Raw genomic sequence first — 22,380 nt, forward strand, 5'->3', positions numbered from 1 at the left:
TGCGGATTACACCCCGCCTGTATCAATATACTCGGATACGATCTTCCCGAGTTCCCGCGGGTCCGCCCGCCCGCGGGTTTCTTTCATCACCTGCCCCACGAGGAAGTTCAGGGCGCCTTTCTTTCCGGCCCGGTAGTCCTCCACCGCCCGGGGGTTCGCGGCGACCGCCTTCTCGACGACCTGCGCGAATTCGTCTCCCGTGGCCCTGGCGAGCCCTTCGCGCTCCACGATGACAGCGGGAGGCTCGCAGGGCTTGCCGGCGGCGCAGGCATCGAGCATCTCCCGCAGAACCTGGACGCCGACCGTATCGGTGATGGTCTCCGTCCGCAGAAGCGCGAGGAGTTCCGCGATGCGTTCGGCCGGGACGGCGGCGATGCCCATGTCGCGGTAGTTGAGTTCCCCGAGCAGGGTGTCGGCAACCCAGGTGGCGGCGAGAACCGGGTCGACATGGGCGACCGCCTCGTAGAAGTCGGCGAGTTTCGGGTCGCCGGTCAGCGTCCGGGCGTGGTTGAGTGATATGCCGTACTGCGTCATGAACCGGTTCTTCCGGGCGACGGGCAGTTCGGGCAGATCGATTGCCGCGACCCGGTCCGCGACGCGGAGCGGCCGGAGGTCGGGCTCGGGGAAGTAGCGGTAGTCGTGCTCTTCCTCCTTGCTGCGGGCGGAGGTGGTGATCCCGCGGCCTTCCATGAAGTGGCGGGTCTCTCTCGTCACCTTCTGGCCGCGCCGGAGCAGGTTCTTCTGCCGGGTCACCTCGAACGTGAGGGCTTTCTCGACGCCCTTGTAGGAGGAGATGTTCTTGACCTCGACCCGTTCGGAGCCTTCGAGGGAGATGTTTGCGTCCACGCGGAGGCCGCCCTCCCGGTCGCCGTCGAAGACACCGAGGTACTCGAGGATCGTCCTGAGCTTGTTGAGGAACCGGCGCGCCTCCTGCGGGGAGCGCATGTCCGGCTCGGTGACGATCTCAAGGAGCGGGATACCGGACCGGTTGTAGTCGACGAGCGAGTACTTCGAGCCGCCCGCGACGTGGACGAGCCTCCCCGGGTCCTCTTCGAGGTGCACACGGGTGATCCGGACGATCTTCTCGTGCCCCTCGTCGTCCTCGATCTCGACCGTCCCTTCGACCGCGAGCGGTTTGTCGTACTGTGTGATCTGGTAGGCTTTCGGGAGGTCGGGGTAGAAGTAGTTCTTCCGGGCGAACTCCGACTCTTCCAGGACTTTCATGTCGAGGGCTTTTGCAACCTTCAGGCCGTAATCGACCGCTTTTTTGTTCAGGCGCGGGAGCGCCCCGGGGAGGGCGAGACAGACCGGACAGCAGTGGGTGTTCGGTTCGTCGTCGCGGTAGTCCGTCGAGCACCCGCAGAAGAGCTTTGTCGCGGTCGAGAGCTGGACGTGGATCTCGAGCCCGACGATCGTCTTCATGCCCTCACCTCCTGCTCGTAGGCATAAGCGGTATCGACGACGCGGTCGTCCTCGAACTGCCTTCCCATCAACTGGAGCCCCACGGGGAGGCCGTCCACCCTGCCGCACGGGACGGATATCGCCGGGATGCCGGCGAGGTTCGCGGGCACCGTGAGGATGTCGGAGAGGTACATCGAGAGCGGGTCGGACTTCTCGCCGAGGCGGAAGGCCGTCGTCGGCATCGTCGGGCCGGCGATGACGTCCGCTTCCCGAAGGGCCCGTTCGAAGTCCTCTTTGATGTTGCGGCGGGCCACCTGCGCCTTCGCGTAGTACCGGCCGGCGTAGCCCGCCGAGAGGGCGAAGGTTCCTAGCATGATCCGGCGCCGGACCTCGGTGCCGAACCTCTCCTGCCGCAGGTCCTGGTAGGCCTCGTGCCAGGACTTCCTGGTGTCGACCGCCGGGCCGTAGCGGACGCCGTCGAACCTCGCGAGGTTCGAGGAGGCTTCGCTCGTGCAGATGACGTAGTAGGCCGCGAGCGCGTGCCGCATGCCGGGGATGCTCACCGGGACGGTCTCTGCCCCGAGCCCTTCGAGAACCCCGATGGCGTCGCGGACGGTCTTTGCAACGCGGGGGTCGACGCCTTCGCCGAAGTACTCCTCCGGTATCCCGACCCGGAGCCCTTTGATCTCGGCCGACGGCCGGTGGTCGTACGGACGGTCGAGCATCGTCGAGTCGCGGGGGTCATAGCGCGCGATCACCGACATCAACTTCGATACGTCTTCGACCGTCCGTGCCATCGGCCCGATCTGTTCGAGGGAGTTCGCGTAGGCGATGAGGCCGTAGCGGGAGACCCGGCCGTAGGTGGGTTTGAGGCCCACGATCCCGCAGAATGCCGCAGGGCACCTGATCGAACCGCCGGTATCGGTGCCGAGCGCCATCGGGACGAGGCCCGCGGCGACGGCGGCGGCGCTCCCGCCGGACGATCCGCCGGGCACCCGCTCCGGGTCGACTGGGTTTTTAGTGGGGGCGAACGCGCTCGTCTCGGTGGTGGTGCCCATCCCGAACTCGTCCATGTTGGTCTTGCCGACGATCGCGGCTCCAGCCTGCCGGAGGAGTTCCACGACGTAAGCGTCATACGGCGGGACGTAGCCTTCGAGGATCTTCGATGCGCAGGTGGTCTGGATGCCCTTCGTGGATATATTGTCCTTGACCGCGACGGCGGTGCCGGCGAGTGCCCCGTCGGTGAACGGCGCTCTACTGCAGGTGGTGATGAAGGCGTTGTACCGGTCGTCCGGCGAGAATTCGAGGGTTCCCGCCACTCACATCACCCTCGGCGCCTTGATGAACCCGTTCTCGGTCGACCCTGCGTTCGCGAGTGCCTCTTCCTGCGAGAGACCGGGCCGCGGCTCGTCGTCCCGGAATACGTTCACAGCCCCGGCGTCCGGGGCGCTTTCTCCCTCGACGGTGTCGAGAACCTCGAAGTAGTCGAGGATCGCGTTGAACTGGGTGGTGAACTCCGGCACCTCGTCTTTTGAAATGCCGATATCCGCAAGTTCTGCTATATGTTCAATATCGCTCTCAGTAATCATGTTCCGCCCTACTGATCTCCGTTAAGTACCCTTGTACCGACTTTTTATAACCGTTGTCACGTGCGAGCCGTTGCATCGCTCTCCAGATCCCGCTCCCGTATTGCATCGCTTTCTTCTCGGCCGTGGCGATTTCGGCGGGAATGTGGCGTTTGGCGACCTCGCGCAGGGGGTGTTTTCTCACCCCTCCGCGCACCCGCTCGGCGGCCGGGATCGCTTGAGCGGCGCGCACCACCCTGACGTCGAGGTAGGGCATCGAGAAGTATGCCCCGTGAAGCGCCGCCACCACCTGATCCCGCGTTCTCTGGCGGGCGAGGTCCGCGAAGTCCCGTTCGAGCTCCGCCGCGAGGTCGGGAGAGGTGAGGTAGCGGGCGTAGCCGCCGAAGAGCTCGTCCGCCCCCTGCCCGGCAAGGATCCGGGTATGGCCGTTCTCTTCCGCCCACGCGGCGACGAAGGAGAGGGTCGTCGCGATCGAGGCCTCGAGGGGGTTCGTCGGGTCGGGGATGACCCGGACGACCCGGGCGAGTGCCTCCGCGACCTCGTCCTCTGTCGGGGTGACGATTGCGAGGTCGAGCCCCATCATCCGGGCGGCCTTCTCCGCCCGCTCGAGATCGTGCGACCCCTGGAGCCCCACCGCCACGCAGGGGAGGCGGGCGAGGTGGGCGACGAGAGCAGAGTCCACGCCGCCGGAGAACGCCACCGCGCCCTCATCGCTCCGGAGACCGACCGCGGTGACGATCGCCTCCTCGAGGGTGCAGGGCGCCGGATCGGGGGCTACCCGGGCTATCTCTCTTCCGCCAGAGCAGACGGTCCCCGGCGGGACGGGGCCGGGCACGATCCCGAGGGCGTCACGGGCGATGCAGTCACCGTAGGTGAGCAGGAACTCGCCGCCGCACGGTGCGAGAGCTTCCGGCCCGTCTTTGAGCATCCGCTCTACATCGGCAGGGGAAAGCCGCACCCCGTCACGTTCGATCCAGCCCTTCAGGTTCATGGTCGGCATATTCCGTAATCCGGCAGGTATCGCCATGAGGCTCACGCGGTACGCGGACGCCTCAAAAAACGGATCTGTGTCAGTGTTTGCACTGTTAAATTATAAATGTGCGTACACCGGTCGGCGCGAGATGCGGGCGGTTCGGAGGGTTTCGGCCGGAATCTGCCCTCCCCGGGCTGAGACGGCTGCCCGAACCCGGCGAAGCGTCACCTCGGGCGCGTGGCCTTGCCGCCTCGCTACGTGTTTGCATGGTATCTATTGGGGGTGGCGATATATGTTGTGTGCTATTTGTTGCGGGTATAATCACATATGATCATATTTTTATTATTGTTAGTATTATTCCCTCATAGTCAGCCGCGGAGAGACTTGCCCGGCTGAAGAGGCAATGGTGAATGTTGCATGAGAGAGGGAACGATGAGAACACTGTCTCGCTGGTTATCGGCGTGATGCTTATGCTGGACGTGACGTCAGGGTCACGTTGTGGTATCGCTACGGGAAGAGACCGGTGCATTCTGCGCCGCCCGCAGACCTTGAACTGATTACAATGGAGGCCGCGCATCCCTCCCGGTTGAAATCCGGGATTCCTGCGCGACGATACTATGAAGAATGTTATTAAGCTGTTATCCGGCATCCTGCTGGTATGCCTGCTCTGCTTCCCGGCAATGGCGGCATTGCCGGACGCGGATCGTATGGACGAACTGGGACAGCGTGCGGCATTGACCGCGATGGACCAGTTGAAATTCAGTAAAGGTGATCCGAATGTCCTTGTTTTGACCAACGCCGGTCGTGCCGTCGTGGACGGCCAGACGACCGAGCGGGCGGTATCGGGGATCACAAAGGTAAGCGGCCTGCAGAACGGGGACAACACGCTCTGGCAGGTGAACCGGGCCGACTGGAAACCGCTCTGGTTCTACTTTTATAACAAGAAGTCCGGAGAGGCCGTCTACCTGGTGCCCGACGAAGCCAGTTACACCAAAAGTCCGGCCGAACTGAAGGCGACGCCCCTCCTTAAGACATTCTCGAAGGTCGTTGTCGTCACCGGCGACCTGAATAAGATGCTCGCCGACACCGAGGTAGGGAATGCGACCATGAAGGACCTGGGTGACGCGTCCTCGCTGGTTCCGATCGCCAACGCATGGGCGCACGGGGCACCGTACGACCTCATGTCGTGCGTCATGCTCCACAATCACTTCTGTCCCGGTGTATCCAGCGGATATCTGCTCGCAACGTACGTCGAGCAGGAGATGCCGATCACCAACGATACTTCCTATGTGGTCATCTCCTGTCCCATGTGGTGCAAGGACGACATATTTCCGATCCTCTGGGACCTTACCCCCGGAAAAGGCGGCCACTACATCTTCCCGCTCTCCGGGGAAGACGAACAGGCACTGACGGAGGCGTACGGCACCCGCCCGGCGGGAATCTTCATCCGCTGGGATGGTCAACAGAAGACCGGCCGTGCGCTTGCCCTTGGGTTCCAGTTCGATTCGACGCCCTGGACCGGGCCTTCGTGGGGAGAGAAGCCCACACGGACCGTCGAGATGGTCCAGAACATCGGGAACCCCGGGGACTACGTCACGGTGATGGAGGAGTTCGAGGTGAACGAACAGATGCTTGCCGACCTGAAGAATCCGGCCAACAATCCCTATGAGGTGGTGGGGATGCTGTGCGCGACCAGTGCGTAATCCGAGAAGTGTTCCTTTGATCCGGGTCTTTGGACTCATGGTTCCCGTAGTGATGCAATGAGTTTGTCCCAAAACATCACTACCGGGAGGGGGATACCCGCTCACACCTTGCGGTGCTCACGGATGAAGGATTATCTCCATTGGGTGGTTGCTGAGCGCTTCTTGGCTTACCATACTGGTCTGGCTGGATGGGTTATATCGCCGCTGCCGTCCGCGTGGTAACCGCACGGTGGGGAGCACGGGAGAAGGAGAGTGATATGTGAAGGCGGCGATGGCGCAACCTGTTAACGTTTTGCGGTCCATAATGCCACCGGTAATCGCCTTCATGCGGCATGTCTCCGCTCTTCACTCATTCCTGCTTTCGCAGTCTGAGCAGACATGCCGTGAGAAGCAGTGCACCCGCTGCAGAAACTACCTCAAATCCCGGCGATGCGGGTGCCGCCGGATCTTCGAGCGGGATCGCATACAGGTCGTTTCCATCGCTCACGACGATCGTTCTGCCGTCGGGAGACCACTGCTGCATCATGTATGCCGGGTTATCGGGGCCGAGGGGTGCGAGGCCGGAACCATCGCTCTTCATCACCCAGAGCGCCCGGTCCCGCGACTCCGACCGGAAGGCGATCCTGGTACCGTCCGGCGACCAGACTGGTGATGTGTCCCGGTTTCCGGTTGTCAATTGCTCCGAACCCGATCCGTCGCTATTGATAATTCGGAGAGAGAACTCCGGCAATGTCCCCGGCGGTGACGCGACGACGTAGGCGATCCTGGTGCCGTCCGGGGACCAGGAATACTCGGATACGCTCCCCTCGCTGAACGTCACCTGTGTCTTGCCCGTTCCGTCGCTCTGCATGGTCCAGATCTCCCGGTTCCCGGATCTGTCTGCGAGGTATGCGATCCTGTCCCCCTGCGGCTGCCACAGGGGCAAACGCGCATCTCCATCGGTCGTCAGCTGCTTCTTGTTGCCGCCGTCCGCGTCCATGATCCAGATGTCCGCTTCCGTGCGGATGGCCGAGAGGTTCACTTCCTGGATGGCTGCATCATCGAAGAGGCAGGAGGTATAGACGATCCGCTTTCCATCGGTGTTCCAGTCCGCCCCGTAGCCGGATAGCCCCGGAATGGGGACGATGCGGCCGCCTTCGGTCAGGCGCACCCTCCCGGTCCCGTCCGGGTTCATTGTCCAGAGGTCGAGCCCTCTTCCACCGTCGGAGAGGAAGAGGAGTTTCTTCCCGTCCGGTGACCAGGGATCGAACTCGGTGAAAAGATTCCACGAACGGTCGTCCGTCACCGGTACCGGGTTTTGGCCGTCGCGCTCTATCACCCGGATGCCGGCATGAACTCCGTCGGATGAGACGAAGGCGATCCTGGCGCCGTCCGGTGACCAGAAGGGGTACGAATCGAATGCCGAATCGTTTGTCAGCTGGACGACGGGTGCGGCCGCTGCCGGGAGAGCGGACGCGATCAGCAGCAGGACGATACATATCGTTTTTCGGTTCATACAGGCCTCTCCTGTGCGTCTCATGGATATATTTCGGCACATTTCCTTCCCATTGCGATACTATGTCACTCGAAATTCCGTAACAGTGCCTGGAGGGACACGGAACCGCAACGGCTATCCCCTGGCAGCCAGCAGCCCTATTGCCCTCCGGGCACGTATTTGGGGGCCGGGATACGACGGCAATCGGGGTTCCCGGCCCCCGCGGGATACCGTACACGGTGTCACCGTTCAAGGCGTCAACGTTCCCCCATATACCTTTTCTGTGACAAACATCGAACTGTCGTGGCTGTACCCGGGCCGTCGCATTCTCCTGATACGCGCTCGTTGTTCCATCTCCCGGCAGTACTGCCGACATCCAGTGGAAATATACCTCGATCCCCGGATCGCGGGTATGAGTGCATACTCCGGTAAGAACCCTGCATACCTTCCCCAAATATCGAAACCCGGTGGAATAATCGGCTTGCCTCCGATGCAGCCCTTCCCGGGGAGCGAAAGTGCGCGCCCGTCTATCATCGGATATCCGTCCGCATGAACCGCGTGTATGCGACGGCAAAGACGACGACGGGAGAGGATCAGCGCCACCACGCTCGACCATATCCCGCCGAGTGTATCTTCAAGGGTCGCCCCGGAGAGGTGTGAATCCTCAGGATCGGGATGCCCCTCAGGGAGCGTCCATCGAGCATCGTCAGGTGCGCGTCCGGTGAACCGTCGTGCCTGGGAGTTGCGATCGCCGGGAGCAGGGCGGGACGGGGTTTAACAAACCCGTTGTTCTCGTATCGATGAAGTCGTCCCAAAACGCTTCTGCTGGGAGGGGGGCACCCGCTCGAAGACCTCTGGTCTTCTCAAGCTCCCTCCGGTCGCACCTCCCCGGACCCTCCCCCGCGTGGCGATAGCTAATGGGAAGCCGTGTCAGAGATCTGGCGCAGGAAGTTGCTTAATTCGTTTAGAACGTACGTAAGAGCGCTCTAAACGACGTGGATCTTCAACCACGAGGTACTTTTGGGACAACTTCGATTGGTTCCCGGGGCACTGCCCGGCATGACAGCGGTGCCGGGTTTGGTCGGACGGCGAAAGACCGGGACGGTGACGGCGTAGGAGTTTATGTTAAAAATGTCAATACTGTATTACTTGATGTTAATAATAGTAAATTATATAATACTGGCCGTTCTATCTCCGACCGGCGGGCGGTGGCGGAACCTCCTGTTCCGCGGCCCGGGCCGCGGGAAGGGCCATGGCCACCTCACCGGGCTCCCGGAGCTCATCGTCGCCGCCTGCCGAACTGCCCTGCACGGCCGGCGGGGCAGAGGTGACTGACCATGAAAAAATGTATTCAATCCGAGAAAGGCGAGATCCTCCTCGACACCGACCGCGATGCCTGGCTCTACCTCGCGCCGCGGGGTGGTGACGCAGGCGGGGCATTCGGGCGCGGAAGGGATCTCTACCTGCACGAAGAGGAGGGGCTGCCTGACATCTACTACATCCATACCTGGTCGATGGTGCCCGGCGAAGACGAGCAGATACAGCCCATCTCCATCGTCTCCGCCGAGGAGTTCCTGGAGTCGCGGGGGCTCGTGCTTGCCGCATACCCGGAACAGAGGGGGAGCCGGGTGCTGCGGTCGTACGGCTACGGCATTGCGGAAGAGTTCTGAGACCACATGGTTCCGGGCGGGGGCAGGGCCGCCCTCGCCGCCATGAGTTCGTGCAGGTGCGATCCCGCAGACACCGTCTCCGCGTCATTGTTCTCCCGGCCGTGACGACCGAAGACCGGGTGGTGGAGACCGTCGGTGCGGAACAAGCGACCCGGGAAGGGAATCATTGATCCGGGCATCCTCGGGGGGTCAACCGCGGCATCCTTTCCTCTGCTTCTGTCTCTAAATAGTCATAAAAGCATACACAGGGTATTCATGCACCGATCCTGAAAGACCGGCGCCGTACCCACTCCGGATACGTATCTTAGTTTCATTCTCTTTATTTGCAGAACGCAAATAGATAGATAGACCGGTGAAAACCCCCATGCACGAATCAGCACTTGCCCGGTTCAGAAGCGAGACCCGGCACTTCTATATCGTTGCCATCGCGAACATCGTCTTTGCCGCACTTGTGATGGCGTTCGGCATCAGCGTGATCGTCGGAGAGGCGGTCTCCATGTACGAGACGTTCTCCACCGCGCAGTATGTGATCTATTCCCCGGTCGTCCTGTTCGTCGCGCTTGTTGCCGCCCTTACGGGCTTTCGCTGGCTTCTCACCAGCGTCCGGGTCTTCGAAGGAATCGAGGTGATCAAGGACGACCTCGATGGGATGGGAGGCGAGGTCCCGGACGAGGCTCTCACCCGCCTCATCGTAAGCATGCTCTCCCACTACCGCGACAACCGCGCAACCGTCCGCACCATGATCCTGGTCTGCACGCTCGGCGGCGTCTGCTCGTTTCTTCTCGGGCTCGCTGTCAGCCTGGAGCACCTCTCCGTCTCAGCGGACGGTATCTCCTTCACCATCAACAACTACCTGGTCATCACGTTCATGCTCCTCACGCTCGGGATCGCCCTCGTCAGCCTTGCCTCCTCGTACTACTTCTCCCGGTTCGCAAACGTCTGGGACGAGCGGCTCGACGAGATCGAGGAGTCCGAGGCTCTCCTGAAAGAAACGCTGGAGACGGATCGGCGATGAGCGGGCGCAGGACGGCGTTCGAGATCTACTGGGAAATCCTGGTCTTCTGCAGAACGCCGCAGTCGTTTACCGCCATCATCAACCGGTGCGACCTGAACTCAAAGACCGGCCAGGAGTATCTCCGGTTTCTCGTGGAAAAAGGGTATATCGTTGAAGTGGCGGAGGGGGACAGGATCCGGTACGTCGCCACCGAGAGGGCCGGGGAGTACACCGCGCTCTTCAGCTCGCTCTATCGAAAACTCTTCGATGCCCCTCCCCGGTTCAAGCTATGAAGGCCGCTTAAGATCCCTTCACCGGCAGAGCGGCGTGAGTTTCTCGATCAGCCGCTCCACCTGCCGGACGGCCGTCCCGATGTAGGCGTCCGGGTCGAGGAGTGCGTTGAGTTCCTCGCGGGTGACGAACTTCGTGACCTCCGGCCGCTCGCCGAGCACCTGGCTGAGGTCGCGGTCCTCGGCGAGGGCCTGCATGCTCGCCGTCCGCATCGCCTCGTGGGCCTCCTGCCGGCTCATGCCCCGCCGGGTGAGGTCGATCATCACCGACTCGGCGAGGTTCACGCCCCGGAGCAGCATCAGGTTTTTCCGGATGTTTGCTTTGTTGAACTCGAGGCCCTCCATCACGTTGATCATCACGTTGAGGATGTGGTCGGCGAGCACCGACGCCTCGGGAAAGAGGGCCCGCTCGGGGGAGGAGTTCGTCAGGTCGCGCTCGTCCCAGAGGACGTTGTTCTGCAGTGCCGGCTCGACCGCGGAGCGCACGATCCGGGCAAGGCCGCAGACCTGCTCGCTCTTTATCGGGTTTCGCTTGTGGGGCATCGTGCTCGAGCCCACCTGCTTCTTCCCGAACGCCTCCGCGAGCTCCCCGATCTCGGAGCGCTGCATCAGCCGGAGTTCAAGCCCGATCTTGTCGAGGGTGGTCGCGATGTTTGCAAGGAGCATGAAGTACTCCGCGTAGCGGTCCCGCGCTATGATCTGGTTCGAGACGTCCACGGCTCCGATCCCGAGGAACTCCATCATCGTCTCCTGAACCTCGATCCCGGCATCCCCGAGCGCCGCCTGGGTGCCTACGGCACCGGTGAGCTGCCCGACGACGACCCGGGGTCGCATCTGGCGGAGGCGCTCGATGTGGCGGGAGACCTCGCTCGCCCAGATCGCGAACCGGAGGCCGTAGGTCGTCGGGACGCCGATCTGCCCGTGGGTGCGGCCGGCGCAGACGAGGGTCTTCGTCTCGGCGCTCCGGGCAAGAAGCACGCAGAGGAGTTTACCGAGTTTCTCCTCGATAAGCATGAGGCTCTCACGGACCTGCAGGGCGGTCGCCGTATCCAGGATGTCGTTCGAGGTCGCGCCGTAGTGAATCCACCTGCCCGCATCGCCGCAGACCTCGGTGACGGCCTTGACGATCGCCATCATGTCGTGGTTGATCTCGGCCTCGATCTCCTTCGCCCGCTCGAGGCGCGCTTCCGGCGCGCGTGTCGCGATCGTCTCCGCATCCTCGCGGGGGATCATCCCGTGCGCCGCCTCCGCTCGTGCCAGCGCCACTTCGGCCGTGACGATAGCTCGGAAGCGGTTCTCCTCACTCCAGACGGCACGCATCTCGGGGGTGCCGTACCGGTAGTCGATGGGATGGGTTGCCATGGTTGGTACTTGTTTGGCTTACCGCGTTAAAAAGGGGTCGTGGCCTACGGGAGGACGCCTGTGAGTTAACCGCCGTGTCTACCCGTTTTCGGCCGTGCTACGAACAGTGCTGTTTTCCCGGCCGCTTTGGGGGCCCGACTACCGTTCGTGTCCTCCGGGGAGCGGTGCAGGGCTCCCTGCGGTTTCGGGGAGGTAAACCTTCCGGTTCCGGAAGATGACCCTTCCGGTTCCGGAAGATGACCCTTCCGGTTCCGAAAGGTAAAATTACCGTTCCTGCCTACGTAACACTGTAGGTCACTCGCCGGGCGCGATCCCGTGCGGACCCGGCGGGCCAGGAAGATGGTATCCATGAGCGAGCAGCAGGAGAAGTTCAGCAGAATCATCGATCTCCTCGAAGAGCATTCGCCGCGGGGTCTCTCAATCTCTGCAATTGCTCGTAAACTCGGGATGAACCGGGCCACTGTCTCCAAGTACCTCGAGATGCTCGAGTCGAGCGGGGATGTGAGCATGCAACGGTTTGGCCGGTCGAAGTTATATACCCCGGCACGGCGGGTCCCGCTCTCGGAACTATTTGATCGTCTCTCGAACGCACTCGTCGTCCTGGATGCAGACCTCCGTGTCCTTACGGTAAACACGAGTTTCATCAAAATGCTTGGCATCCACAATGAGAGAATGATCGTCGGGATCCCCCTCTACGACCTGAACCTCCGCATCTTCACGGATTCAACCGTCATGCGGAATATTGAAAGGATCCGGCAATCGGGCCCTTATCTCTCCGAGATGCAGTACATCGAGGACAGCACAAACCACATATATTATCTTGAGTTCGCGCCGATTGTCTCCCACGTCGGAAAGCCGGGGATCATGATCAGCCTGCAGGATATCACAACCTGGAAGAACACAGAAGAAGCCCTGAAGGACTCTGAGAAAAAGATTCGAACAATATTTGAAAAAGTCCCGAGCGGGATCATTCTCTTTACGGCCAGCGGCACCATTCTCAACGCTAATCGCGCGTCCCTGGAGATCCTCGGCCTGAAACATATCCAGGAACTGGCGAAAGGAAGCATCTTCGATATCTCCTGCAATAAGGGGAAGCTCCTTGAGTTGATCCGGCAGGGAAAGATCGCCGAGACGGAACTTGCCTGTGACTTCGACAGCCTGAAACGAGATCAGCAGATTCCGAGCGCCCGGTCGGGCATCGCTTACTTCAATGTGATCTTCACCCCGATCACGCGCGATAGCGGGGGGGCTCCAAACGAGTTTGCCATGCTCTTCAGGGATATCACTACGGAGCGGCTGGCCCGGAAGGAACTGGCTTTCAAGGAGACGCGTTACCGGTCGTTCTTTGAGAATACCTGTAATGGCGTCCTGATTTACGAGCCGATTGACGGAGGAAACGAGTATATCTTCAAAGACGTCAATCATGCGACGGAGAAGATCCTCCAGATGGAGAAGGCCGACCTGGTAGGAAGAAAACTCTTTGAGGTCTTCCCTGATCTTCCCGACCCTGATGTCCGCGAAGCCCTGATCCGCGTTCTGGGGACCGAAAAACCAGAATTTCTGCCACCCCTCCAGTACCGGAAAGGGGAGGCCTCGCCGTGGATCTGGCACTATATCTTCAAGTTGCCCTCCGGGGAGATCGCGTCTTTCATGATAGATGTGTCGGAAGTTGTCCGCGAAGAGGCTGAAACGCCGTCCCCGGCGCGCTGTGCTCATATCCTGCAGGAGGACAGCGTCCCTGGAAACAATATATAATAGTATCTATTATTGTTGAACCTAATCCCCTCGCTTACTACTCCTGCTTTTTTTACCGTTCGGGGAGTACGCCTGGTTAAGGGCGCTTAAAATCCCAATGTGTCTCAGGAATGTGGAGAGCGCTCGTCAATACGATCTCATCTGGTTGTGGTGAGTATCCGGGTATTTGATATTTCCGGTCTTGCAATGTTGAACAATAATCAATACCTATATGGTTGGCTACATTTACTACTCTCTTTGTGGACAATTAGTCCGCACATAGCAGGATCGGAAGAGGTACCTGTATGGGGTAGGACGGCCGTGATCCGCTACAGGCAAGTGGAATTGACGTGCGGGCCCCGGCTACCATACCAGTGCTCTGGTTAGCGCTGGTAATGTATTAACGTTCTGGTAGGCCTGCCTATAGTCGGGTGACTCTGCCGATCTTCAGGAGACCAGAACCATGAAAACGCAAATAGGTTACTTTGCATCCCTTGAGCAGTATCGCCCAATGGATGCGCTGGAACAGACAGTCAGAGCAGAGAATGTCGGTTTCGACTCGATCTGGGCGGATGACCACTTCCACCCGTGGTACCATGACAATGCGCAGTCGGCGCAGGCCTGGGCCTGGATGGGTGCGGCACTCCAGGCCACCAAAAAGGTGTTTATCTCGACGTGTATCACCTGCCCGATCATGCGGTACAATCCGGCCATCGTTGCACAGACGTTCGCCACACTCCGGCAGATGTACCCCGGACGGGTGGGCGTCGCCGTGGGCGCCGGCGAGGCGATGAACGAGGTGCCGGTCACCGGCGAGTGGCCGAGCGTTCCGGAGCGCCAGAACATGACCATCGAAGCGGTCAAAGTAATGCGCAAACTCTGGGAGAGCGATGAGCCCGTCACCTTCAAGGGCGAGTACTTCACCCTCGACAAGGCGTTCATGTACACCAAACCCGACGACGGGGTGCCCCTCTACTTCAGCGGTCTTGGCCCCAGGGGTGCAAAACTTGCCGGCACGTACGGCGACCATCTCATGACCGTCGCGGCCGCCCCGTCGACCCTCAAAGACGTCACCATCCCCAAGTTTGAGGAAGGCGCCCGCGAGGCCGGGAAGGACCCGGGCAAGATGGAGCGCGCCATGCTCATCTGGTACTCGGTCGACCCCGACTACGACAAAGCGGTCGAGGGCAACCGGTTCTGGGCAGGATGTCTCGTCCCCTCGATGTTCAAGTACAAGGTCTATGACCCGAAGGAGGTCCAGCTCCACGCGAACCTCGTCCACTGCGACACCATCAAGGAGAACTACATGTGTGCCACAGACGCCGAAGGGATGATCAAGGAGATCGAGCGGTTCAAAGAGGCGGGCATCAACCACTTCTGTCTCGGAAACTCCAGCCCGGACGTGAACTTCGGTATCGATATCTTCAAGGAGATCCTCCCGGCTGTCAGGGACTGAACCGGGATCTCCCGGTTCAATCCGATTTATGGAGCACCTATGGAAAACCAGAACATCGCCGAATTCCTGGATAAGGGGAGGGCCTTCTTCTCCGCCGAAGTGGCGGGAAGGCGGATCGTGTGGTACCCGAACCCGGCATGGGCCGGTGTCACCCTTGCGGACCTCGCATCGGGAGCGGATACGAACGGGTCATTCTCCACCCATCTGGTCCGGCTTCAAAAGAACTGTGAGGTCCCCGACCATCTCCATGAGAGCCAGTGGGAATGGAACGCCGTACTCGACGGTCGCGGGAAGATGATCCTCGACGGACAGGAGATACCCTTCAAGTCCGGGGACACATTCACCACGCCCCCCGGGGTCCGCCACACGGTTGTTGCCGATAAGGAGGATGTCGTCCTGCTGGCGGTCTTTGCCCCCGGCCCGAAGTGAAGGCAGGGGACCCCCTGTCTCATTCTCCCCCAATACCGCATCTCCGTGCTCGGGATGCCCGGATGCGTTTTTCATCTCTATGACGCCATACATCTCGCTACTGGAAAACCGGAATCACCACCCGAAAGTCGACGGAATCCATTCTGGATAGCCGTCATATCCACTCTTTCTTTTTAAAGTAGAGAAGCATCGCGAGCGCGACACCCAGCATGAGGAGGAGAACGAGCAGGTAGCCCCAGGGCGAGTCTTCGAGCGGTATGTCCCTGAGATTCATCCCGTAAAACCCGGTGATGAAGCTTAAAGGAATGAAGATGCTCGCGACGATGGTGAGGATCGTCGTGATCTCGGCGAGCTTGTTGTTCTGGTTCGAGGTATGGAGATCCATCACGCCGGAGAGCGTATCCCTGGTATACTCCGCAACCTCTGCCGCCTGGATGCACCGATCGTAAATATCCCGGAAGTACGGGATCGTCTCCTTCCGGACAAGGCTCAACTCCCGGCTTGCGAGCGACCCGAGAACCTCGCGTGCCGGGACGGCCGCTCTCCGGATGGTCAGGAGATCTTCCTTGAGTTCGTAGATCTGTTTTAAGGCAAGCGGGTCCGCGGAGGCCAGAACCCTGCCCTGAAGGTCTTCCACCCGGTCGTCGACCGCGTCGAGGATGGCGAGGTAGACGCCCACCATGGCGTCGAGGAGCGTGTAGACGAGAAAATCCGGCCCCGCGCCCCGGAGGACACTCAGCTCGTTCCTGAGCCGCTCCCTGACCTGTTCGAAGACCTGGAACGGCTGCTCGCGGAACGTTATGACGTAGTTCTCTCCGAAGATCAGGCTGACCTGCTCGCTTGCGACCCTGCCGTCTCTCTCCGAGAGCATCCTCGCGATGACGGCGACGTAGGTCCCGAACTCCTCCACCTTCGGCCGCTGGTCCGGGGCCGTGATATCCCCCATCGTGAGCGGGTGGATCCCCGCCTGTTTCCCGAGGATCACGAGTTCGTCGCGCTCCGGCACCCCGACGACGTCGATCCAGGTGACCGTCTCCCGGCCGATCCACGACCATGCCTCGGTGAGTTCGATGCACTCGTGCTCCTCGATGCGATCCTCCGTGTAGTCGATCACCCGGATCGAGAGTATCCCACAGGTTTTTTCCGGCCCCATCGCCACCTCCGGAGTCCCTGCTCCCCGGGGAAGAGGCGGATACGCCTTGCCGGTCCCGGCAAATCACCCGGCGAGCCGCCCGGCAGGAGTCGTGGACATCATCCCGGGTAAGGGGCATGCATCCCAAGGTATAAAACATCACTGTCGGGCAGATCACGCGTCTTCGACCGGCCCGCCGTCGTAGACGATAATGTTCTCGGTCGCGATGGTGATACCGTCGGCCGCTTCGATCGCCTCGAGGAGTTTGCGGGAGAGGTCGTCCTTCGTGGCCCGTTTCCTCCGGACGTCGGTCACGTACCGGATAGAAAAGTCGATCCAGTTGTCGGTGAGGGTCAGGTAGACGGACGGCTCCACCTCTCTCCTCGGCAGGTAGTAACGCATGCCGATCCTCTCGATCTCCCGCTCGGCCCGTCCGGACGTCGCCGCCGTCTCCCGGCGAACGATATCGAGGAAGAGGGAGACTGCCCGCCGCCAGTCCGACCCGTAGGTGATGGGGATGGAGATCTCGTCCCAGACGAAGGTGTGATCCATCGTGTAGTTGAAGACCCTTGATGACAGGACGGCACCGTTCGGGACGACGGCGATCCTGCCCGTTGCCTGATCTCCCTTCACGTCGCGGGCGTGGATCTCCAGGATCTTCGTCGCGAGGATCCCGATATCGAGAACGTCGCCCATCGTCTCGCTGATCTCGATACGGTCGCCGATCTGGTAGGTGCGCGAGACGATGATCAGGATCCCGCCGACGAAGTTCTTGAAGAGATCCTGGAGCGCGACGGCGATCCCGGCACCGATGATCCCGTAGGCGACGAAGATGTAGTTGGTGTCGATCCAGACCCGGAGGAGGATGACGGCGACGACGACGAACTTTAAGATGGACACCGTTCTCCGAAACGAGTAGCGCTCCCGCTCGTCCTTGATGCGCCGGAGGGTGAGCGACTCGACGACGAGAAAGAAGAAGTAGACGAGGCTGATCGTGAGGGACGTGTAGAAGACGCGTTCGAGGAAGATGTCCGGGTAGAGGAGTGCTGCAAGCAGGAACAGGGCCGTGGCGGTGCCGGAGATCACGATGACGGCGACGGTTCTCAGCGTCGCCCGTCTCTCTTCCTGCCTCTCCGGTTGCCGTCGGTCCGCCTGCATACCCCTCGCCCTGCTTCTCCTCGCAGCAAGATGGCGCGGACTTCGACGCAACGGGATATAATGGTATCCGGGCTTATGGGGTGGGAAGGGGTGGCGGCCGCGGTTCAGATCCACCCTTTCTTCCTGAAGTAGAGGAGCATCGCGACCGCGACGACCGCCATCGAGGCGAGGGCCGCAGGGTAGCCCCAGGGATGGCTGATCTCCGGCATGTAGGCGAAGTTCATGCCGTAGACCCCGGCGATGAAGGTGAGCGGGATGAAGATGGTGGCGATGACGGTGAGGACCTTCATGATCTCGTTCATCCGGCTGCTCTGGCTCGAGAGGTAGACGTCGAGGATTCCGGACATCGTATCCCGGTAGGTCTCCACGGTCTCGGCAACCTCTATGGTGTGGTCGTAGACGTCCCGGAAGTAGACGAGCGTCTGTTCCCCGATCAGGGGCGATTCGCCCCGTTCGAGTTGTGCAACCGCTTCGCGGAGCGGCCAGACCGAGCGCCGGAGCGCTATCAGGGATCGTTTTAAGGCATATATCACCTGCAGTGTCCCGCGGTCGGGGTCAGCCACCACCTCCTCCTCGACCGCCTCGATACGCTCCCCGAAGACCTCGATCACAGAGAAGTAGCCGTCGACAATCGCGTCGAGCAGGGCATAGAAGAGGTAATCCGGCCCAACGCTTCGGAGCCGCCCGGCTCCTGCACGCAGCCGCTCCCGGATGCGCTCGAAGACGTCGCCCGGGTGTTCCTGGAAGGATACGACGTAACCTCTCCCGAGCACCAGGCTGACCTGCTCGCTATGGAACTCGCCGTCTCCGGGAGCGAGCATCCGGACTGCAACGTAGAGGTAATCGCCGTAATCCTCGATCTTCGGCCGCTGGCGGGTGTTCGCGATGTCCTCCAGGGTCAGGGGGTGAATCCCGACGGCATCCCCGACCGCCTGGATCACCCCGGTATCGTGGACGCCGTCGACGTCGATCCAGATGACCCCCTCATGGAGGACGGAGAGCCGGAACTCCCCCGGCAGCGTGTACGTTCGCTCTTCGAGGCGGGACTCATCGTAGTCGATGACCGTGACGGTGACCGGTCGTGAGCGGGGGGCCGCTCCACCCGTCACCTGGTCGTCGTGCAGGCTCATAGGATATCCGGGTGGTTCAGGTGGGTTTATCGAAAATGAAGGGATTTTTGGGCTTCACCTTCTTGTTGCCGCTATCTCATCCTCTCTCTTCGCCTTCGCTGCAGCGCGGCCGATCAGGATGACCGCGATCACCGCGATGATCGTCACGACGATGGCATACACGAACATGGCGACAAGCGAGCTCTGATCTCCAAAAATCTCCGCGAAAAGTTCCTGAATGGCTCCGTTCCATGCGAGAGCGGCGATCAGGCCGAATGCAGCCGCGAGAAGAGCCGATACCTTTTCAATGACCTCAGCCTTGAGTGACATACAGTCTCACCGGCGAGCGGTAAGCGGGCTAATATATAATACTTCCGCAAGGGCGTCCCGGTCTGCGCCCTCCCTCCCTTCCGCCGTTCGGGCAGTACCGCCACCGTTCACTTTCGCCCCGGGCACCCAAACTACATTGATGTCAGCCGTCGAACTGTATGCAATGGATAGCCTCGACGACTGGTTCCCGTACCGGGAGTACCGGCCCCATCAGCGGGAGATGCTTGAAGCGGCCGCCTCCATCGCACGCGACGGCGGCATCGCCATGATCGATGCGCCGACCGGGAGCGGCAAGTCGAGCGTGGTCTCCGCGCTCCTCGCGGAGAGCCGGGGACGAAAAGTGCTCGTCGCCGTCCGGACCATCAGCCAGCTCGCCACGTTCATGCGCGAGCTCGAGCTCATCCGGAAGAAGCGCGGCAACCTCAAGTTCGCCTACCTCATCGGCAAGTCAAGCATGTGCCCGCTCGGCGGCGAGGGCGATATCTACCGGCGGTGCGAGGGCGTCAAGTCTTTCTCGACGGCGCTGATGCGGGAGCGGGCGCAGAAGGGCTCGCTCGTCCCGGCGAACGATCGCCAGATAAAGCAGCAGATCCGCAAGATGGACCCGGAGCACCCGCTCATCTGCCCTTATTTCATCCACGGCAAATCGTTCGTGGAGCCCGAGGACGGAGGACTGAAGATGATCCCGTCGGCGGCCCTGCGTGTCCGGGCCGAGCGGGTGAGCACCGAGCTGATCTGGCCTGACCAGCTCGCCGGGTTCTGTGGCGATATCTGCCCTTATGATACGATGATGCATGCTGCCCGGGACGCCGACGTGGTGCTCGTGAACTTCTACCACCTCTTCGACGACATGATCCGGGAACAGCTCTACCAGTCGCTTGGGATCGAGGGGCACGACGCCCTGCTGCTCATCGACGAAGCGCACAACTGCGGAGACGTCGTCCAGAGCATCGAGAGCGTGACGATCGAGGAGCGCGACATCGTGCAGGCCGGTCACGAACTCTCCGGACGGCGGCGATCGCCGCAGGCGGACGCCATAGTCCAGATCCTGCCGCAGATCACCCGGTTCATGGAGGCGCTCAAGGGCTCTTATGAGACGGAGGACTTCTTCGAGCCGCCGGTCTTTCAGAAGATGATCCTGTCCGGCACGCTCTACCGGAGCGTGGAGGAGATCGTGGACGACCTCCTCAAGATCAGCGAGGGGATTCGCGAGAAGAATATGCAGGCGGGCGAGTTCCGGGAGAGCGCAATCGAGCGGCTGACCGAGTTCTTCTACCGGATCTTCCGCTCCGCCGCCGACCCGGCATACCTCACGGTCTACCGCAAAGAAGAGGACGGGGCTGTGGCGCTCGAGGTCCGAAACATCGACCCGAGCACCAAACTCCAGGACATCGCCCGGGCGCACGCCTGTTGCGTTTTGATCTCGGGGACGCTCTCCCCCATCGAGAGTTACCGCCGCTACTACTTCGGCGACCTTCCCGTCACGGCGATGTCGCTCCCGAACTCCTTCCCCCCACAGAACCGCCGCATCTTCTGTGCAAACGACATCACCACCGCCTACTCGATGCGCCGGGACAGAGAGAACCTCGCACGGACCGAGGACTACATCACCACGTTTGCCCGCCTCCCCGGGAACCTCGCGGTCTATTTTCCCTCCTACGACCTCCTGAACACCTTTGCGGAGCGGTGCGCACCCCGCATCAGAAAGAAGCAGATCTACATCGAGTCCAAGGATGCCACAGCCTCGGCCGCGATGCTCCGGGAGTTCATGGCCCTCCCGGGAACCGGCCGCTCGGGCATCCTCTTTGCGGTCTGCGGCGGCAAGTGGAGCGAGGGCCTGGACTACCGCGGCGAGATGCTCTCGGGGGCGCTCGTCATCGGCCTCCCGCTCGCGCCGTTCAACCGTGTCAGGAGGATGGTGATCGACTACTTCCGGATGAAGTTCGGGGAGGAGGGGGAGTTCATCAGTTACACCCTCCCGGCGGTCAACCGCGCCCTGCAGGCGCTCGGCCGGGTGCTCCGGACGCCCGATGATCGGGGTATGCTCATCCTCGGGGACAGAAGGTTCCTGGAGCGCCGGGTTCATGCGGGGCTGCCGCCGTGGATGCAGGAGGAGATGACGGCATGCACCGTCGAAGCGTTCCGAAAGGAGGCCGAGAGATGGCGATCCTGACCGGGTCGTGCCGGTTCGGCCTGTGGCACGTCCACGTCGCATGGCAGGACGACCTCGTCTACCGGGTGCGGTTCGCGCGTGAGAGCATCGCAGGGTCGGTCCCGGAAGAGATCCTCCGCTACTGCGCCGGGCGGCCGGCGGATCTTGCCTCCCTCCGGAGCGTCGCGACCGAGGGCGACTCGACCTTTGCCGGGATTTACCGTGCGGTCCGGGCAATCCCCTGCGGGGAGACCGTCACCTACGGTGAGGTTGCCCGGATCGTCGGAACCGCGCCCCGGGCGGTCGGGGCGGCGATGGCCCGGAACCCGACCCCGATCGTGGTGCCCTGCCACCGGGTCGTCGCGAAGACCGGCATGGGCGGTTTCTCCCCCGATCTCGCGATCAAAGAGATCCTGCTTGAGATGGAGCGCCGGGGAGATGTCTGCGCGCCGGAAAAGCGAGGAATTAACAGGTAACTCCGCCATAATACTATTGAAATGAAGATCGTGGTCCTGGGTGCCGGGGCGGTCGGGCTGACCGTTGCTGCAAAGTTGTCCCGCGTTGCGGACGTTCACGCCGTAGCGAGGACGCGGCACGCGGATGCGGTACGGAAACGGGGTTTTCTAATGACTGGTATATGGGGAGAGGGCGCATACCGGTTCAGCTGCTCCGAGGATCTCCCCGACGCGTGGCGGGACGCCGACTACTACATCGTCGCCGCAAAGTCCACCGGCACGGAGGCGATCTGCCGCCAGTTCGCCGACGCCGTCGGGGGGCGCGAGGTGGTGAGTCTCCAGAACGGTATCGGAAACGAGGAGATCATCACGCGGTTCACCGACCGGGTCATCGGCGCCATGATCATCACCGGGTTCGAGTGGCGGAGCGACGCGTCGGTCCACGTCTCCGTGGAGGCGGCGCCCATGAAACTCGGGCGGTTCCCGTCCGGTACGGATGACGCGGTCGAGCGTCTCGCCGCCCTCATCCGGGAGGCCGGTATCCGGGCGGAGGCGACCGCCGGCATCAGGACGGACATCTGGGGCAAGACCCTCTACAACTGCGCGTTAAACCCGCTCGGTGCCCTCATGAACGTCCCTTACGGCGCGCTCGTCGATCCGCACGCATGGGCGGTCGTCGCCGCGATTGTGGAGGAGGCTTACCGGGTGGCGGAGGCCGAGGGCGTCCCCCTCCCCTGGGAGACCGCGGAGGCGTACCTGGAGTATCTCCGGACGACCCAGCTCCCCGCGACGGCCGCCCACCACTCGTCGATGCTCCAGGATATCGCCGGCGGGAGGAAGACCGAGATCGACTTCATGAACGGTGCGGTGGCGGCGCTCGCCGAGAAGCACGGCATCGATGCGGCTTACAACACCTGTATCGCCGAACTGATCCGCTTCCGGGAGCAGATCTGACGGCCGGGAGAGAAGAGC

20 protein-coding genes are annotated in these 22,380 nt (G+C 61.8%); 10 read left to right on the forward strand and 10 right to left on the reverse strand.

Translation table 11 applies throughout. The annotated features are described in order from the left end of the window. Positions 1–6: 6 nt before the first annotated feature. Genes gatB through MEMAR_RS03785 form a run of 4 tightly spaced genes read right to left on the reverse strand, consistent with a single transcriptional unit; the run spans position 7 to position 3,987 of the window. Complete coding sequence (gene gatB / locus MEMAR_RS03770) at positions 7–1,422, reverse strand: Asp-tRNA(Asn)/Glu-tRNA(Gln) amidotransferase subunit GatB (protein ID WP_011843615.1); 1,416 nt, start codon at positions 1,420–1,422, stop codon at positions 7–9. Further along, entirely contained in the window at positions 1,419–2,720 is a 1,302-nt protein-coding gene (gatA, locus tag MEMAR_RS03775; RefSeq protein ID WP_011843616.1) for an Asp-tRNA(Asn)/Glu-tRNA(Gln) amidotransferase subunit GatA, read from the reverse strand. The genes gatB and gatA overlap by 4 nt, the downstream gene beginning before the upstream one ends. After that, on the reverse strand, positions 2,721–2,990 hold the full coding sequence (gene gatC / locus MEMAR_RS03780) for an Asp-tRNA(Asn)/Glu-tRNA(Gln) amidotransferase subunit GatC (RefSeq protein ID WP_011843617.1): 270 nt from the start codon (positions 2,988–2,990) through the stop codon (positions 2,721–2,723). Continuing rightward, positions 2,980–3,987: an asparagine synthase C-terminal domain-containing protein gene (locus MEMAR_RS03785; protein WP_048063739.1), complete on the reverse strand. Its 1,008-nt coding sequence runs from the start codon at positions 3,985–3,987 to the stop codon at positions 2,980–2,982. Before MEMAR_RS03785 ends, gatC begins: the two co-directional genes overlap by 11 nt. Positions 3,988–4,577: 590 nt before the next feature. Between MEMAR_RS03785 and MEMAR_RS03790 the strand changes: the two genes are divergently transcribed. Beyond that, entirely contained in the window at positions 4,578–5,663 is a 1,086-nt protein-coding gene (locus tag MEMAR_RS03790) for an FmdE family protein (protein ID WP_011843619.1), read from the forward strand. 349 nt (positions 5,664–6,012) lie between these two features. On the opposite strand, the gene MEMAR_RS03795 is transcribed toward MEMAR_RS03790, so the two are convergent. Further along, on the reverse strand, positions 6,013–7,158 hold the full coding sequence (locus MEMAR_RS03795) for an LpqB family beta-propeller domain-containing protein (protein ID WP_245526644.1): 1,146 nt from the start codon (positions 7,156–7,158) through the stop codon (positions 6,013–6,015). Between the two features lie 1,316 nt (positions 7,159–8,474). Here MEMAR_RS03795 and MEMAR_RS03805 point away from each other — a divergent pair. The 3 genes from MEMAR_RS03805 to MEMAR_RS03815 all read left to right on the forward strand — a co-directional run bounded on the left by MEMAR_RS03805 (position 8,475) and on the right by MEMAR_RS03815 (position 10,094). After that, positions 8,475–8,807, forward strand: coding sequence for a hypothetical protein (locus MEMAR_RS03805; RefSeq protein ID WP_011843622.1), 333 nt, complete (start codon positions 8,475–8,477; stop codon positions 8,805–8,807). Between the two features lie 364 nt (positions 8,808–9,171). Beyond that, positions 9,172–9,822, forward strand: a complete 651-nt coding sequence (locus MEMAR_RS03810; protein WP_011843623.1) for a hypothetical protein — start codon at positions 9,172–9,174, stop codon at positions 9,820–9,822. Continuing rightward, complete coding sequence (locus tag MEMAR_RS03815) at positions 9,819–10,094, forward strand: winged helix-turn-helix domain-containing protein (RefSeq protein ID WP_011843624.1); 276 nt, start codon at positions 9,819–9,821, stop codon at positions 10,092–10,094. The genes MEMAR_RS03810 and MEMAR_RS03815 overlap by 4 nt, the downstream gene beginning before the upstream one ends. Positions 10,095–10,112: 18 nt before the next feature. Here the strand turns inward: MEMAR_RS03815 and purB are convergent, their stop codons facing one another. Further along, positions 10,113–11,453 (reverse strand): adenylosuccinate lyase, encoded by a 1,341-nt coding sequence (gene purB, locus MEMAR_RS03820; RefSeq protein WP_011843625.1) that lies wholly within the window; start codon positions 11,451–11,453, stop codon positions 10,113–10,115. Between the two features lie 348 nt (positions 11,454–11,801). On the opposite strand from purB, the gene MEMAR_RS03825 reads away from it, so the two are divergent. The 3 genes from MEMAR_RS03825 (at position 11,802) to MEMAR_RS03835 (ending at position 15,072) form a co-directional block, all read left to right on the forward strand. After that, on the forward strand, positions 11,802–13,208 hold the full coding sequence (locus MEMAR_RS03825; RefSeq protein WP_011843626.1) for a PAS domain-containing protein: 1,407 nt from the start codon (positions 11,802–11,804) through the stop codon (positions 13,206–13,208). 442 nt (positions 13,209–13,650) lie between these two features. After that, positions 13,651–14,643, forward strand: coding sequence for a TIGR03557 family F420-dependent LLM class oxidoreductase (locus tag MEMAR_RS03830; protein WP_011843627.1), 993 nt, complete (start codon positions 13,651–13,653; stop codon positions 14,641–14,643). Between the two features lie 39 nt (positions 14,644–14,682). Next, positions 14,683–15,072, forward strand: a complete 390-nt coding sequence (locus tag MEMAR_RS03835; RefSeq protein ID WP_011843628.1) for a cupin domain-containing protein — start codon at positions 14,683–14,685, stop codon at positions 15,070–15,072. Positions 15,073–15,226: 154 nt separating this feature from the next. Here the strand turns inward: MEMAR_RS03835 and corA (MEMAR_RS03840) are convergent, their stop codons facing one another. The 4 genes from corA (MEMAR_RS03840) to MEMAR_RS03855 all read right to left on the reverse strand — a co-directional run bounded on the left by corA (MEMAR_RS03840) (position 15,227) and on the right by MEMAR_RS03855 (position 18,801). Further along, positions 15,227–16,225 carry a magnesium/cobalt transporter CorA gene (gene corA / locus MEMAR_RS03840; protein ID WP_011843629.1) on the reverse strand — a complete coding sequence of 333 codons (999 nt, stop codon included), beginning with the start codon at positions 16,223–16,225 and terminating at the stop codon, positions 15,227–15,229. 153 nt (positions 16,226–16,378) lie between these two features. Next, positions 16,379–17,362 (reverse strand): mechanosensitive ion channel family protein, encoded by a 984-nt coding sequence (locus tag MEMAR_RS03845; protein WP_011843630.1) that lies wholly within the window; start codon positions 17,360–17,362, stop codon positions 16,379–16,381. A 104-nt stretch (positions 17,363–17,466) separates the two neighbouring features. Beyond that, positions 17,467–18,492: a magnesium/cobalt transporter CorA gene (gene corA, locus MEMAR_RS03850; protein ID WP_011843631.1), complete on the reverse strand. Its 1,026-nt coding sequence runs from the start codon at positions 18,490–18,492 to the stop codon at positions 17,467–17,469. Positions 18,493–18,546: 54 nt separating this feature from the next. After that, positions 18,547–18,801, reverse strand: a complete 255-nt coding sequence (locus MEMAR_RS03855; protein ID WP_011843632.1) for a DUF5654 family protein — start codon at positions 18,799–18,801, stop codon at positions 18,547–18,549. Between the two features lie 163 nt (positions 18,802–18,964). Here MEMAR_RS03855 and MEMAR_RS03860 point away from each other — a divergent pair, with 163 nt between their 5' ends. Genes MEMAR_RS03860 through MEMAR_RS03870 form a run of 3 tightly spaced genes read left to right on the forward strand, consistent with a single transcriptional unit; the run spans position 18,965 to position 22,362 of the window. Continuing rightward, positions 18,965–20,974: an ATP-dependent DNA helicase gene (locus tag MEMAR_RS03860; protein ID WP_011843633.1), complete on the forward strand. Its 2,010-nt coding sequence runs from the start codon at positions 18,965–18,967 to the stop codon at positions 20,972–20,974. Next, complete coding sequence (locus tag MEMAR_RS03865; protein WP_011843634.1) at positions 20,962–21,429, forward strand: methylated-DNA--[protein]-cysteine S-methyltransferase; 468 nt, start codon at positions 20,962–20,964, stop codon at positions 21,427–21,429. Before MEMAR_RS03860 ends, MEMAR_RS03865 begins: the two co-directional genes overlap by 13 nt. Before the next feature lie 21 nt (positions 21,430–21,450). Next, a complete protein-coding gene (locus MEMAR_RS03870; RefSeq protein ID WP_011843635.1) occupies positions 21,451–22,362 on the forward strand; it encodes a ketopantoate reductase family protein in 912 nt (303 codons plus the stop codon). The last annotated feature ends 18 nt before the right edge of the window (positions 22,363–22,380 follow it).

Source organism: Methanoculleus marisnigri JR1, assembly GCF_000015825.1.
Lineage (GTDB): Archaea > Halobacteriota > Methanomicrobia > Methanomicrobiales > Methanoculleaceae > Methanoculleus > Methanoculleus marisnigri.